Annotated in this window: 12 protein-coding genes; 11 read left to right on the forward strand and 1 reads right to left on the reverse strand. The window is 40.2% G+C overall.

Annotation, left to right across the window (positions count from 1 at the left end; translation table 11 throughout):
• Nucleotides 1–293: 293 nt before the first annotated feature.
• From ACFO9Q_RS04900 to ACFO9Q_RS04925, 6 genes are all read left to right on the forward strand, one after another.
• Nucleotides 294–596 (forward strand): hypothetical protein, encoded by a 303-nt coding sequence (locus tag ACFO9Q_RS04900; protein WP_379179289.1) that lies wholly within the window; start codon nt 294–296, stop codon nt 594–596.
• 974 nt (nt 597–1570) lie between these two features.
• Nucleotides 1571–2125: a hypothetical protein gene (locus tag ACFO9Q_RS04905; RefSeq protein ID WP_379179291.1), complete on the forward strand. Its 555-nt coding sequence runs from the start codon at nt 1571–1573 to the stop codon at nt 2123–2125.
• Nucleotides 2126–2390: 265 nt separating this feature from the next.
• Complete coding sequence (locus ACFO9Q_RS04910) at nt 2391–2864, forward strand: hypothetical protein (protein WP_379179293.1); 474 nt, start codon at nt 2391–2393, stop codon at nt 2862–2864.
• A gap of 972 nt (nt 2865–3836) precedes the next feature.
• Nucleotides 3837–4541: an HAD family hydrolase gene (locus ACFO9Q_RS04915; protein WP_379179295.1), complete on the forward strand. Its 705-nt coding sequence runs from the start codon at nt 3837–3839 to the stop codon at nt 4539–4541.
• 229 nt (nt 4542–4770) lie between these two features.
• A complete protein-coding gene (locus ACFO9Q_RS04920) occupies nt 4771–5241 on the forward strand; it encodes an NUDIX hydrolase (RefSeq protein WP_379179297.1) in 471 nt (156 codons plus the stop codon).
• A 338-nt stretch (nt 5242–5579) separates the two neighbouring features.
• Nucleotides 5580–5675, forward strand: a complete 96-nt coding sequence (locus ACFO9Q_RS04925) for a putative holin-like toxin (protein WP_219930283.1) — start codon at nt 5580–5582, stop codon at nt 5673–5675.
• Between the two features lie 429 nt (nt 5676–6104).
• Here the strand turns inward: ACFO9Q_RS04925 and ACFO9Q_RS04930 are convergent, their stop codons facing one another.
• Complete coding sequence (locus tag ACFO9Q_RS04930) at nt 6105–6602, reverse strand: HAD family hydrolase (RefSeq protein WP_379179299.1); 498 nt, start codon at nt 6600–6602, stop codon at nt 6105–6107.
• Between the two features lie 338 nt (nt 6603–6940).
• On the opposite strand from ACFO9Q_RS04930, the gene ACFO9Q_RS04935 reads away from it, so the two are divergent.
• The 5 genes from ACFO9Q_RS04935 to ACFO9Q_RS04955 all read left to right on the forward strand — a co-directional run bounded on the left by ACFO9Q_RS04935 (nt 6941) and on the right by ACFO9Q_RS04955 (nt 13288).
• Entirely contained in the window at nt 6941–7474 is a 534-nt protein-coding gene (locus ACFO9Q_RS04935) for a hypothetical protein (RefSeq protein ID WP_379179301.1), read from the forward strand.
• A 996-nt stretch (nt 7475–8470) separates the two neighbouring features.
• Nucleotides 8471–8944 (forward strand): hypothetical protein, encoded by a 474-nt coding sequence (locus ACFO9Q_RS04940; protein WP_379179303.1) that lies wholly within the window; start codon nt 8471–8473, stop codon nt 8942–8944.
• 255 nt (nt 8945–9199) lie between these two features.
• The gene (locus tag ACFO9Q_RS04945; RefSeq protein ID WP_379179305.1) at nt 9200–9700 is read left to right on the forward strand and encodes a hypothetical protein; all 501 of its coding nucleotides are present in this window, start codon (nt 9200–9202) and stop codon (nt 9698–9700) included.
• A gap of 2188 nt (nt 9701–11888) precedes the next feature.
• Nucleotides 11889–12563, forward strand: coding sequence for a VOC family protein (locus ACFO9Q_RS04950; RefSeq protein ID WP_379179307.1), 675 nt, complete (start codon nt 11889–11891; stop codon nt 12561–12563).
• Nucleotides 12564–12823: 260 nt separating this feature from the next.
• A complete protein-coding gene (locus ACFO9Q_RS04955; protein WP_379179309.1) occupies nt 12824–13288 on the forward strand; it encodes a VOC family protein in 465 nt (154 codons plus the stop codon).
• Nucleotides 13289–15777: the final 2489 nt, after the last annotated feature.

A 15777-nucleotide genomic window follows, 5' to 3' on the forward strand; every position in this document is an offset into this window, starting at 1 on the left:
ACCATATTCATGCATCGGGGCATTCGCCCCTCGGTCCGCCTGAAGATAAATCGAAGAAGTTATTCGGGCGGACACACCTGCAAGGCTAAGTGGCGGAGCCACCCGGCAAACTGGTCGCTTCGCTTGACCAGGACTGCAGCTTAAGCCTTTCGGCGTCATGAATATCAGAACGTTATACGCAATTCCTGAAAGAGCCATAAAAGAAGATCATAGTTTCTAATTCTTAAATAGTTTTTGAGATCATTGAGTGGGTTATCTTCTAATTTCTTATTCCATTTTTGGAGGCTAATTATGTGATAGAAAATGGCTGGATTTTTCTTGAAGAGCTAGATGACAATTATAAGATATGGGCAGGGACTAGGGTTAGATTATTCGGTGTTGGTTTGAATGTAAAGGAAAAATCGGAAGATTATTATGAGTATTTAGTATCCTATATTTATGATAATAATGAGTATCTTCAGCTTACAAATTTATCGCGTGGTGAAGCGGGAAATATTATCTGCGTGATTTCAAAGGACATCCCAAACCACTATTCATTAGGAAAAAACTTAAAGAAAATGTTGGATACTTCAATGACATATGTACTATTAGATTAACTAAATGATAAAGGTATTAGAGAAGATATTTCGTAGGTCTATCGAGAAGTCAGGAACAGCGTATAACACCAGATTCACGCTGCGGGCCTCCGGCCCTTGGTCCGGACCGATGAGGAAGAGCCGCGGGTAACTCAGCCGGACACACCTGCACCGACTAAGCGCGTCGCGCCCGGGCCTTTGGCCCTTAAGTCGGTGAGGCGTCGTGAATCCAACAACGTTATCTGAAACTCCTGAAGTAACACAAATGAGAGACACCCATCAGCAACCGTCCGGGAAACAAGTGTACGGTTGCTGAACGCAAGATCTAATTCATGAGGCATCGGAGTGCCTCATGACGGTTTTCTCCCCTCCCCCTAAACACCAAAAAAGAATAAACACTGGGACAAAACATGACTAAGAAATAAAATAGATTAAATAGTTAGTTGGAGAAGGGTGCGACTTCGGTAGAACGTTACGCCAGCCGTTAGAATAAGGAGACAAGTTGGAGTCGCCGTAGAATAAATAAATGAAATAAAAAGAATGGAAATAAAAAAATGAACCAAATAGTTAATTGGAGCGTCCAGTTACTTCGGCAGAACGTTACGGCAAACGGTAGAATAAAGAGTTGTGTTCGAGCCGCCGTATTTAAAGAATGAATGAATAAAAGGAATCTAAAAGAAGCGAAAGAAATCAAGTCAAAAGAAGGGGGAGGGGAGAAAACCTAACAATAAGATCTTGCTTGGGCATATTAAAACGGAGCATCAGATAACACAGTATTCACGCATCGGGGCATTCGCCCCTCGGTCCGGATCCGATGAAGAAGAGCCGCGGGTAACACAGTCCGGACACACCTGCAAGGCTAAGTGGCGGAGCCACCCGGCAAACTGGTCGCTTCGCTTGACCAGAACTGCAGCTTAAGCCTTTCGGCGTCGTGAATACAAGAACGTTATGCGTAATTACAGTAAATAACGAAAAATAAGAAGAGGATGACCACAATGCAGGTCGGTGATTGGGTTACAGGATACAATAAAGGCTTATTCAAAGTAGAGAAGATTGTTAAACAATATTATGATGAATGCCATGTAGGCGGGATACTTGACGCATCCAAAAATAAACTTGGCGATGAGATCTCTGATCCATTGGTTGTTTTAAAGAAAGGTTTTAGCGGAAGTTACAAACCTCAAATCAGTTGGGATGTATGTGCACAATCGTTGTGTATTAAAGTTAGTCCAGAAGATCTCGAAGTTATAGAAGAAACATTAAATGATGATGAAAAGTTCAGAAAGAAATTTGATAGCTACATAATTCCGCCATATAAATCCTTACTTAATATAGGATTTAACTCAAGAAATTCTACAGGTCTGATAAATAAAATTGATGATATTAAAGCAAAAATTATAGATGGAATGACTTACAGTGAAATCAAAGCAAAATTGAACAGTGATCTGAAATTTGAACTGCCTCATAATCAAATGATTCAGATTATTAACTTTGACTTTGAAATAAATGAAAATAAACAAATCATCTTTAGAGAAATCGGAATTATTTGAATGTCTATTCAAGAAGATAGTAACTACGCATAACACCATATTCACGCTTCGGGCCATTCGGCCCTCGGTCCGGACCGAAGCTGAAGAGCCGCGGGTAACGCAGTCCGGACACACCTGCAAGGCTAAGTGGCGGAGCCACCCGGCAAACTGGTCGCTTCGCTTGACCAGAACTGCAGCTTAAGCCTTTCGGCGTCGTGAATACAAGAACGTTATACGCAATACCTGAGTTCTTTATTTTAGTACGCAACTCGAAGGAGTTGAGGAAATGATAAATAAGCTTTCTGTTGTAGATTCCAACAGCAAATTTGTAAAAGGTACACATCCAATTATTTTGGTTGATGGAAACCCTTTGGACTCTATATTAAATGAGATTTATCCAGATGATTTGATATTAGGACTGATTCCAACGATCGTCGACTGGATGAGTTATGATGAGGAATCGAAATTAGTACAGAATGTTTATTCAGCCGCGGATAATAAGAAGATATTACCTATATTAATGTGTCCTGATGACTGTGATATTTCATGTACATTGATAGTTGCTGAAGTAGAAACTATAAAAGATCAAGTAAATTGGAACCGAATAGGTATAGATATGAATAACCCAAAAGATCTGATTAAACAGAATGAATTTGTTGATTCTAAAATTAAGTGGTTAGATAGAGTACCACGAATGACCTTTAGTAAAGAAGATTATAGATTGTTAGATCGGATATACAAAACTAGCAAGATTGAATGAAACTCGAAGATGTCAGGTACTGCGTATAACACCACATTCATGCTTCGGGGCATTCGCCCCTCGGTCCGGACTGAAGAAGAAGTGCCGCGGGTAATGGCAGTCCCGGACACACCTGCAAGGCTAAGTGGCGGAGCCACCCGGAAAATTGGTCACTTCGCTTGACCAGATGAGCAGCTTAAGCCTTTCGGCGTCATGAATATCAGAACGTTATCTGAAACTCCTGAAGTAACACAATGGAGAGACGCCCATCAGCAACCGTCCAGGAAACAAGTGTACGGTTGCTGAACGCAAGATCTGATTCATGAGGCAGATGAAAGGCCTCATGACGGTTTTCTCCCCTCCCCCTAAACACAAAAAAAGAATAAACACTGGGACAAAACATGACTAAGAAATTGAATACATTAAATAGTTAGTTGGAGAAGGATGCGACTTCGGCAGAACGTTACGCCAGCCATTAGAATAAGGAAACAAGTTGGAGTCGCCGTAGAATAAATAAATGAAATAAAAAGAATGGAATTGAAAAAAAGAACCAAGTAGTTAGTTAGAGCGTCCAGTTACTTCAGCAGAACGTTACGGCAAACGGTAGAATAAAGAGTCGTGTTCGAGTCGCCGTAATGAAAGAATGAATGAATAAAAGGAATCTAAAAGAAGCGAAAGAAATCAAGTCAAAAGAAGGGGGGAGGGGAGAAAACCTAATAATAAGATCTTGCTTGGGCATATCAATACGGAGCATCAGATAACACAGTATTCACGCATCGGGGCATTCGCCCCTCGGTCCGGATCCGATGAAGAAGAGCCGCGGGCAACTCAGTCCGGACACACCTGCAAGGCTAAGTGGCGGAGCCACCCGGCTTCCTGGTCGCTGCGCTAGACCAGAAGAGCAGCTTAAGCCTTTCGGCGTCGTGAATACAAGAACGTTATACGACAAACCTGCAAGACTGATTAATTAAGCTACTCAAAGGAGCTAAAATAATGATTCCTAAGGCAATTTTCCTTGATTTTTATGGAACATTGGTCCATGAAGATGATGAAATTATTCCAATGATCTGTAAGGAAGTAAAAGAAACTGCTTTGGAAGAATGCGAAGTGAGCGATATTGGAAGCCATTGGTGGAAAGTCTTTTCAAATATGTTTCAAAACAGTTATGGAGATTCTTTTAGAACTCAACGGGAACTTGGAATCCGTTCATTATCTGAGACGATCTCTAGATATAAGGCCAACTGTGATGTAAGTGAAATAATTCAAAAACAGTTTGATCATTGGTGTAAACCTAAAATTTATGATGATACACTTCCCTTTTTACAAAGCCTCCACGGGTATCAGATCTATATTATATCGAATATTGATACAGCTGATATTCATAAGGCAGCTACATATCATGGTATTCAGGTAAATGAGATAGTAACAAGTGAAGATGTAAAGTCTTACAAACCCAGACCGGAAATATTTCTTGAAGTTCTTAGCAGACATAATCTTTCCGCTAATGAAGTTTTACATATAGGGGATTCATATACAAGTGATGTAGGAGGAGCAAATAATGCAGGAATAAAGTCGGTCTGGTTAAACAGACTGAGTAAGAAAAAACCGGAGGGAACAGAACCTAATTATATCTGTAAGGACTTAAGAGAAGTAAGAGAAATTATTAGTAAATTCGAAGAAGGCAGGATCGTCGTATAACACCATATTCATGCTTCGGGGCATTCGCCCCTCGGTCCGGACCGAGGCTGAAGGGCCGTGGGTAACTCAGTCCGGACACACCTGCAAGGCTAAGTGGCGGAGCCACCCGGCAAACTGGTCGCTTCGCTTGACCAGAATAGCAGCTTAAGCCTTTCGGCGTCGTGAATATCAGAACGTTAGATGAAATCGGGGAAATGCGTTAAAGAACATTTAATTTGGGGGTTGTATTGTGGGATACATTGAAGAACTAAGAGAAGTTGTTGGAAACAGACCATTAATTTTGGTCCGCCCAAGCGTAGCCATTATTAATAAAGTAGGACAAATCTTATTAGTTAAATATCAAGACAATTCCTGGGGAATACCCGGAGGGCTCATGGAATTAGGAGAATCAACAGAAGAGTGTTTGAGAAGAGAAGTGAAAGAGGAAATCAATTTAGAACTAAAGTCACTCCAATTATTTGGAGTATTTTCAGGACAAGAGCTTTTCACCAAACTAAGAAATGGACATGAATATTACAACGTAATCATTGGATACATATGTACTGATTTTGAAGGGACTTTGAAACCAGATGGATTTGAAGCTTTGGAAGGACAATTTTTTAATATCAATGAAGTTCCGGAGAACACAAATCCATATATTAAAGAGAAATTAACCCAACTTGGACCTAATTTAATACAACTTTTGAAAGCAACTCGATGAAGCCCCCGACATCATATAACACAATATTCACGCTTCGGGCTATTCGGCCCTCGGTCCGGCAGAAGTTAGAAGAGGATTCGGGGAAGTCATTGGCAGTAGCAAGGAAGTAGAATCTGCCGGACACATCCGCACCACCCAACCGCATCGCGGCCAGTCGCTTCGCTCCTTTAGGGTGGTGGGACGTCGTGAATACACTTACGTTAGACGAAATTAACGAGATCAATATCGATTAAAAACATCGAACAATTGTTCTTCACCTAGTTGGTAGATGATGGTACAATAGGAAAGACAATTGAATCTTGGGTGGGCATGGATTCCCTTCGAAAGGAGGTGAAGCCATGGAAGTTAAAGATGCTTTGACGATCATGTTTTTATTTGGATCGTTTATTCTTGCACTTCTAACTTACATTAATTCGAACAACAAGAGAAAGTAAAAACCCACCCTAAGGTTAGCGCCCAGGTGGGTTTTTGTGCCTTTTGACTAAGAAGGGAAATCCCATCCAAGCCAATTGTTGAGCCGAGTGTTAGCGCACTCGGCTTCTTTAAAAGTATGATAACACAATTGGAAAAAGAAGTGAACAGAAGAAACGATTAAAGAATATTGAAAACCAAAATAAAGGCGATAAAAACTGGAATCGCAAATCGTAATTAAAGGCGTATTAAAAGCATATTGACAGATAATTTTCAAATCGTTTGTGAGCAGCGCAAAGAAGCCGTTAACCTCGTCTAACACCATATTCACGCATCGGGCATTCGCCCTCGGTCCGGCAGGAGATATTGGCAGGGAAGCAGAATCAGGCGGACACATCCGACTACGTCTGACGTCGTGAATATACGAAACGTTAGCTGAAACCATTGCAGATTTAATTAACCATACATTCAACAGCTTTCACCAAATCATTCATTGATGAAATCTCATCATCAGCTATTAAATCTGAAGGAATGGATATATTACTTGGATTAAACCATATTGTTTTTAGACCAATCTGACTTGCACCAACAATATCCTTCTGATAATCATTGCCGATCATTATACAATCTGAAAATTGAAGACCCATTTCATTTATTAGTGATTTAAAGAAGAGTGGGTTAGGTTTAGTAGCTCCTAATTCTTTTGAAGTAAAGGAGTAATTAAAAAAATGAAGTACATTAACTCTCTCTAAAGCCCTTCTCATTAAGCTAGCATCTGATTCTCTCGCATTAGATGCAATGCATAAAATAAAATGGTTGTTTAAATATTCAAGGGCATCTATTATCCCAGGCACTAGTTGAACTTCTTGCCAGTCAGCCATTGGTTCATGTTTATTAGGGTCATCAATCATTACTGTATCACCCCAATCAAATATAAGAGCTTTGATCATCTAACGCCCTCCATCATTGTTTATACATATACTTGAATATATATACAAAAATTAAGCTAAACAAGTAAGAAAGTCAATAGAGCTTAACTTGAGTAACTCGAAGAAGGCATTGGCATCAGCTAACACCATATTCATGCTTCGGGGCATACGCCCCTCGGTCCGGATCCGATGAAGAAGGGCTGCGGGTAACACAGTCCGGACACACCTGCAAGGCTAAGTGGCGGAGCCACCCGGCTTCCTGGTCGCTTCGCTTGACCAGAACTGCAGCTTAAGCCTTTCGGCGTCATGAATATCAGAACGTTATCGGAAATCAATGCAAAGACTTTAAGGAGGGCGAGATGATAAGAAAATTGGTATTCTTAATTCTTCTATGTATAGTTGTAAGTTCTGTTTGGTATTTCACACCTAAACAATATAATAGGACACTCGAAGGCGTATATTTTCAATTAGGTAACGATCAAGTGTTTGAAAGGATAAAAATTCAGTTTAAAGGAAAAATCAGAAACCAAATTAATGGCAGTAAATCGTTTAAAGGCAATCTCAAATTTGAAGGTAATGAAATACCGAAAGTTCCAGAAGACAGAACAGAACTTGAATTACTCTATCATGGCGGTAATTTCAGTTCGGTATTTTCTGGATTTAGAATTATAGATGAAGCAGGGCGAGTTACAGCTGATATCTATCAATATGGAATGATTTATATAAATAATAATTTTACTGAATTTACAATTGCATTAACGAATTTAGATAACGAAGAAACCTGGAATCCTACCAATGGACTTATGATAACGGCACCAGTTGATAATAGGGAAGAAGCAATAAAAATATCACAAAAGTTGATGAATAAATTCAGAATAGAACTAATTGATTAGAGTGCTGAAAGAAGAGTAGTAGATCGAGGACGGCATTGACATCCGATAACACCATATTCACGCATCGGGGCATACGCCCCTCGGTCCGGATCCGATGAAGAAGAGCCGCGGGTAACACAGTCCGGACACACCTGCAAGGCTAAGTGGCGGAGCCACCCGGCAAACTGGTCGCTTCACTTGACCAGAACTGCAGCTTAAGCCTTTCGGCGTCATGAATATCAGAACGTTATCTGAAACTCCTGAAGTAACACAAAGGAGAGATGCCCATCCGCAATCGTCCAGGAAACCAGTTGACGGTTACGGAACGCAAGATCTGATTCATTAGGCATCGGAGTGCCTCATGAGGGTTTTCTCCCCTCCCCCTAAACACCAAAAAAGAATAAACACTGGGACAAAACATGACTAAGAAATTGAATAGATTAAATAGTTAGTTGGAGAAGGGTGCGACTTCGGCAGAACGTTACGCCAGCCATTAGAATAAGGAGACAAGTTGGAGTCGCCGTAGAATAAATAAATGAACCAAAAGAATGGAATTGAAAAAATGAACCAAATAGTTAGTTGGAGCGTCCAGTTACTTCGGCAGAACGTTACGGCAAACGGTAGAATAAAGAGTCGTGTTCGAGTCGCCGTAATTAAAGAATGAATGAATAAAAGAAAGGAATCTAAAAGAAGCGAAAGAAATCAAGTCAAAAGAAGGGGGGAGGGGAGAAAACCTAACAATAAGATCTTGCTTGGGCACATATCAAAACGGAGCATCAGATAACACAGTATTCACGCATCGGGGCATTCGCCCCTCGGTCCGGATCCGAAGAAGAAGAGCCGCGGGTAACTCAGTCCGGACACACCTGCAAGGCTAAGTGGCGGAGCCACCCGGCAACCTGGTCGCTTCGCTTGACCAGAAGGGCAGCTTAAGCCTTTCGGCGTCGTGAATACAAGAACGTTATACGCAATACCTGAGTTCTTTATTTTAGTACGCAACTCGGAGGAGTTGAGGAAATGATAAATAAGCTTTCTGTTGTAGATTCCAACAGCAAATTTGTAAAAGGTACACATCCAATTATTCTTGTTGATGGCAACCCTTTGGACTCTATTTTAAATGAGATTTATCCAGATGATTTAATATTAGGACTGATTCCAACGATCGTCGATTGGATGAGTATTGATGAGGAATCGAAATTAATTCAAAATGTTTATCAGGCAGCGGATGATAAGAAGATATTACCTATATTAATGTGTCCTGATGACTGTGATATTTCATGTACATTGATAGTTGCTGAAGTAGAAACTACAAATAATCAAGTAAATTGGAACCGAATTGGTATCGATATGAATAATTCAAAAGATCTAATTGAACAGAATGAATTTATTGATTCTAAAATTAAGTGGTTAGATAGAGTACCACAAATGACCTTTAGTAAAGAAGATTATAGATTGTTAGATCGGATATACAAGACTAGCAAAATTGAATGAATCTCGAAGATGTGAGGTACTGCGTATAACACCATATTCACGCTTCGGGGCATTCGCCCCTCGGTCCGGACCGAAGAAGAAGAGCCGAGGGTATCGCAGTCCGGACACACCTACAAGGCTAAGTGGCGGAGCCACCCGGCGTCCTGGTCACTTCGCTTGACCAGATTTGCAGCTTAAGCCTTTCGGCGTCGTGAATACCAGAACGTTATGCGAAATCTAAGCAACTGCTAATCGTAATAATGGAGGTAACTAACATTGCTTCAGAATATATTAAGCATTATCAAATCCAAACCCATAAAAGATATTAATTTAACTGGATTTATTTACTTGGAAGACGACGGGATTTATGAATTCACTCCAATGCTTAGGTTTGTATATGTTAAATTCGGAGAAGTATATTTAGAATTTGAATCTATAAATCAATATTCAAGACTGAAAATAACTGTAGTACCCAGTATCAGACATAATTTTGAATTGGTTGAAGATTTTTTTCCTGCAATATCTTCTATTAGTGATTTAGTATTTATTAACTCTACATCGATATCGAATATCGTTTCGAGTATTACGTTGTATAATTTGGAAGAATATGAGAACGAAATAACATGCGATAGTACAATGATTAAATTAAGGAATGAACAAGTATTATTTTTTGATCCGACTTTTATTTCTGGAATTAACATAGGAGGTACTGAACAATATGAATTTTGGAGAATAAATAATACTGAAGAGAAACAGGAGAAATATATAAAAATCTGAGATATGAAAGGTGATTCAGGGGGGCTTAGACATCGCATAACACCATATTCACGCATCGAGCCATTCGGCTCTCGGTCCGGCAGAAGTTAGAAGCGGATTCGGGGATGTCATTGGCAGTAGCAGGGAAGCGGAATCAGCCGGACACACCCGCACCACCTAACCGCATCGCGGCCGGTCCTTCGGACCTTAAGGTGGTGGGGCGTCGTGAATACAAGTACGTTATATGACATACTTGAAGATCAGATTACGATTTCCCTAATAGACATTAGGAATTGATAAAGTTGTAATAGAATTGCTTGTTTGTTGCATCCCAATTCGATGAGGTTGGATGTGAAGGGCATATATTGCAAGCAGAGTCGATGAGGCTGGTTAGAAGGGCATATTTTGCAAGCAAACTCGATGTGGCTGGATGTGAAGGGCATATATTGCAAGCGGAGTCGATGAGGCTAGTTAGAAGGGCATATTTTGCAAGCAAACTCGATGTGGCTGGATGTGAAGGGCATATATTGCAAGCAGAGTCGATGAGGCTAGTTAGAAGGGCATATTTTGCAAGCAAACTCGGTGAGGCTGGTTAGAAGGGCATGTTTTTGCAAGAAGATTCGATGAGGCTGGTTTAGAAGGGCATGTTTTGTAAGCAGATCCGAAGAGGCTAGTTAGAAGACATATTTTTGTAAGCAAATTCGAGGAGGCAAGGCATATATTGAAAGCAAACTCGATGAAGATATGGTGAAAGTAACTCAAGAAGACAAGTACGTCATATAACACCATATTCACGCTTCGGGGCATTCGCCCCTCGATCCGGACCGAAGAAGAAGAGCCGCGGGTAACGCAGTCCGGACACACCTGCAAGGCTAAGTGGCGGAGCCACACGGCAAACTGATCGCTTCGCTTGACCAGAAGAGCAGCTTAAGCCTTTCGGCGTCGTGAATATCAGAACGTTAAGCGAAACCCCTGGAATGGCAAGGAAATTAGAAAAACACTGACTTCCTGTATTGCATCGAGAAGATGATGCTATCAAATCCATTATTTCATAAGACATGATGGATATGAAGATTGAATTTGAAGAGAGTATTGAAGAACAGAAATACAGATTTGAAGGATGAAATAGTGATCTGAGTAAAAGGACGATTGTAAAATCGGAAGTAAGTAAGCTGGGAATTAAAGGGCGAATGGAAGACTAAACTCTAGGACATGTTTGAAGATCGGATTTAAAAGACGTATTGAAGATAGGAATCAAAGGGCAAATGGAAGGGCGGACTTGTAAGTCATTCAAGAAGATCAGGGCCATCGCTTAACACCGTATTCACGCATCGGGACATTCGTCCCTCGGTCCGGCCGGGGATAAATCAGAGGAGTGGAATCAGCCGGACAACCCTGCGAGCCTAAGTCTGACGACCCGTTCGCTATCGCTCACTTAAGGCTCTCGGGTTCGTGAATACAAGAACGTTATCTGAAACTCCTGAAGTAACACAAAGGAGCGATACCCATCAGCAACCGTCCAGGAAACAAGTGTACGGTTGCTGAACGCAAGATCTGATTCATGAGGCATCGGAGTACCTCATGACGGTTTTCTCCCCTCCCCTAAACACCAAAAAAGAATAAAGGACAAAACATGACTAAGAAATTGAATAGATTAAATAGTTAGTTGGAGCAGGGTGCGACATCGGCAGAACGTTACGCCAGCCATTAGAATAAGGAGACAAGTTAGAGTCGCCGTAGAATAAATAAATGAACAAAAAGAATGGAATTGAAAAAATGAACCAAATAGTTAGTTGGAGCGTCCAGTTACTTCGGCAGAACGTTACGGCAAACGGTAGAATAAAGAGTCGTGTTCGAGTCGCCGTAATTAAAGAATGAATGAATAAAAGAAACTAAAAGAAGCGAAAGAAATCAAGTCAAAAGAAGGGGGGAGGGGAGAAAACCTAATAAGATCTTGCTTGGGGATATCCAAACGGAGCATCAGATAACAAAGTATTCACGCATCGGGGCATTCGCCCCTCGGTCCGGATCCGATGAAGAAGAGCCCCGGGTAACACAGTCCGGACACACCTGCAAGGCTAAGTGGCGGAGCCACCCGGCAAACTGGTCGCTTCGCTTGACCAGAAGAGCAGCTTAAGCCTTTCGGCGTCGTGAATACAAGAACGTTATCTGAAAGAGCGAAGCGAATAATATTTTAAGGAGCATACACATGAAGATTCAAGAAATTAAGTTGCTCACGAGCAGCTTGGATAGCTTAATAGAGTTTTATAGTAGAATTTTAGAGCTTCCAATAATTGAACGTTCTGTAGCGCATGTTACTTTTCAAATTGGTTCATCAAAATTAGTTTTTGAAATAAGTGATGAAGTTGCTAATCCATATTACCATTTTGCATTCAATATTACAGAAAGCAAAAAGGACTTAGCAATCTCATGGTTAAAGGCAAAAGGGATCACAATTAATTTATTTAATGACGAAGAAGACTATTTTTCAGAATCATGGAATTCTCATTCTATATATTTTTATGACCCAGTTGGTAATATTGTAGAATTAATAGCAAGGCACAACACCAAGAATAAATTAGGTCATGAATTTTCATATGAAGACCTATTAAACATAAGTGAAATTGGAATGCCAGCGCGGGATGTGATAACTCTTTCTGGGTATTTATTGGAACAATTTAAAGAACATATTTATATTTCGGGTAACTCCATGTTCGCACCTATTGGAGATGAAGAAGGATTATTAATACTTTCATCATTAGACCGAAACTGGTTAGGATCGAACAAGAAAGTTGAAATATTTCCGCTAGAGATTTTCATTGCAACTGGAAGAGAAGAAACTATACAAGTACAAAAATACCCTTATTTAATAACAACAAGATAAAGAAATTCTGGGGTATCTCAATGCTCCTTCAGATAACACAATATTCACGCTTCGGGGCATTCGCCCCTCGGTCCGGACCGGAGTTAGAAGAGGATTCGGGGAAGTCATTGGCAGTAGCAGGGAAGTAGAGTCAGCCGGACACATCCGCACCACCCAACCGCATCGCGGCCAGTCGCTTCGCTCCTTTAGGGTGGTGGAACGTCGTGAATACACCAACGTTATCTGAAACCGGCGAGATCTTTAAGAGAGGAAAATTATACATGATACAAGGCTTATATGAAGCTCATTTACCCGTGAGCAATATCGATAAATCCATCGAATTCTACTCTAAATTAGGATTAGAACTTGCTTGGAAAGATGAAGATTCAGCTTTCTTTTGGATTGAGAAAGAAAAAAGCTGGATTGGCCTTTGGCAAGGCGAAGAATACAAAACATCTTATCACCCATCATTAAGACATTTTGCCTTTAGGGTCAGTTATGAAGATATTAAACAAAGTATTAACTGGCTTAATTCTATAAATGTAGAACCTGTAACATTTGGGAGTAGAGATTCAATTGAACCATTTGTTAGACCCTATTCCGGAAATGCTTCAGTATATTTTAATGATCCAGATGGAAATAGCTTAGAATTGATGTGTTTCATAAATGTTCCTGAAAGATTAAAGAATATCTCAAATAAATTATCTATTGAAGAATGGGAAGACCTATTGAAAGAGAGGGAATAATAAGATCTCGTTTTGATGGTAATTCTTCGAAGCGCCGGCATCAGATAACACCATGTTCACGCTTCGGGGCATTCGCCCCTCGGTCCGGCAGAAGTTAGAAGTGGATTCGGGGAAGCAAATGGCAGAAGCAGAGAAGCGGAATCAGCCGGACACATCCAACTCCCTAACCGCATCGCGGCCGCCCTTCGGGCTTAAGGGAGTTGGACGTCGTGAACACAAGAACGTTATGTGAAACTCCCGAAGGGCATTAAGTAAAGTGAGGTGAAATCTCATCTTCACGACAATATTGAACTATTCTAAAATACGTCAATTAAAGTATGACTTAAAATTAGTTGAACCAGTTTTTAAAATCTTAAATGATCGTAAGGAAATATTTGAAAACCATTGGAAAGCCAGAGGAAATGAATATGATCTATTAAAACAGGAAGATATACAAGACATTTTACAATACACAAAGCAGAAACTAATTGAATTAAGTGAATACTTTTGTACGGTCAAGATAACTAAGAAAGCTAAATGTCTATATTTTTATATCGATCAAGTTGAATTACTCTTAAGGTACCACTGTAGAAACTTTGATTCATGTCCAGGAACCTATATGTATTTATATAACGAGTTATTACTAGGAGCAACAAGATATCAAAATATAAGGAATTCGTTAACGGAATATGGTTGTAAATTCGAAGAAGATGGTCGCATCACATAACACCATATTCAAGCATCGGGGCATTCGCCCCTCGGTCCGGACCGAAGAAGAAGAGCCGCCGGTAACGCAGTCCGGACACACCTGCAAGGCTAAGTGGCGGAGCCACCCGGCGAACTGGTCGCTTCGCTTGACCAGAAGAGCAGCTTAAGCCTTTCGGCGTCGTGAATATCAGAACGTTATCTGCAATTCCTGAAGTGCAAGAGCATGTAGGATAATCTATTTTGTTTTTTTAATAGAATTCGTGCGTGTCCGCTTTAATGTTTAGAGACTTGGTAGAGCAAGGAGTAAGCGTGACAACATTTAGCAGATAGTTGAGTGGAGTAGCGTGGAACGCTGAAATCGAGATACTTATCTCATGTATCTAATTACTCTTTTTGTAACAAAAACACAAACAAACAAAAAAATTATGCACATTACTAATCCCAAGATACCTAACCACATGTTATAGCTAAATACATCGAAGTAATAGTATTTGGTAGGTGGAATTTGACTAACCATTGGATCAATTATCCTCAATATATAAGGTACTACATAAATAAATCCAAACGCTGGAATCCCGTAGTATGAAACAATAAAGAATACTACAAACAATAGGTTTTTCAATTGGTATTCCCCTTTATATATAACCAATGCTGCTTGACTTAAATTTTACTTCGAGATCTTCATTGTAGCAATAAAGTCCCGCAAAATGCGTCGCAAAACTAGGAATGTATTAGAACAAGAACCAATCAGAAGTAAGCGTGGCAACATTCAGCAGTTCGTAAAGAACATAGTTGAGACAAGATTAAGTTCAAGAGCAGCTTCGCTATATGAAGAGCCGTGAGTGATTCAAAGATGCCAGGAACAGCAGATAACACCATATTCACGCATCGGGGCATTCGCCCCTCGGTCCGGCCGGAGTTAGAAGCGGATTCAGGGGTGAGATTCCAGTAGCGAAGAAGCAGATTCAGCCGGACACACCCGCACCACCTAACCGCATCGCGGCCGGTCCTTCGGACCTTAAGGTGGTGGGGCGTCGTGAATACAACAACGTTATCCGAAACCAGCAAAAAGAAGTATAGAAAGAAGGTAGAAACCAATTCAAAATCAATTCACAGTCAGAAGGTCATTGAATTCTTATACTTCAATTATTATAGGTCCTATCTGTTTAGTAAATCTCATTAATGTACTATTTAAAGATATGAATGCAGTAGTTGTTATTATATATATTTTATTAGTATCATTACTTGCTATTGTAACGATGTATATGTGTATATGGTTAATTAATCATAAGGACGATCTTATTATTATGGAATTTAATACCGAGAATATTAAGGTCGGTAAAAAAGAATATAAAATTGATGAAATAACATCAATAAAAATGGTCGATAAGACGGTATGTATAAAGATAAAAAGGAGTATGAAATTGAATCATTACATTTTAGAGCAGAATGATATAACGAAAATGGTAAACATATTAGAAGGATTGGTAACAACTAATAAAATAAAAATTAAATTAATAGCAAGATAACTGGGAGTATATCGAGATGTAGCTGGCATCGGATAACACCATATTCATGCATCGGGGCATTCGCCCCTCGGTCCGGACCGAAGAAGAAGAGCCGCGGGTAACACAGTCCGGACACACCTGCAAGGCTAAGTGGCGGAGCCACCCGGCAAACTGGTCGCTTCGCTTGACCAGGATTGCAGCTTAAGCCTTTCGGCGTCATGAATATCAGAACGTTATGTGAAATTATTGAAAGGAGAATACATATTAAAAGAACAAAGACTAAAGTAAGAATTT

The organism is Paenibacillus sp. GCM10023252, assembly GCF_042653305.1.
In the GTDB taxonomy this organism is placed as follows: Bacteria; Bacillota; Bacilli; order Paenibacillales; family Paenibacillaceae; genus Pristimantibacillus.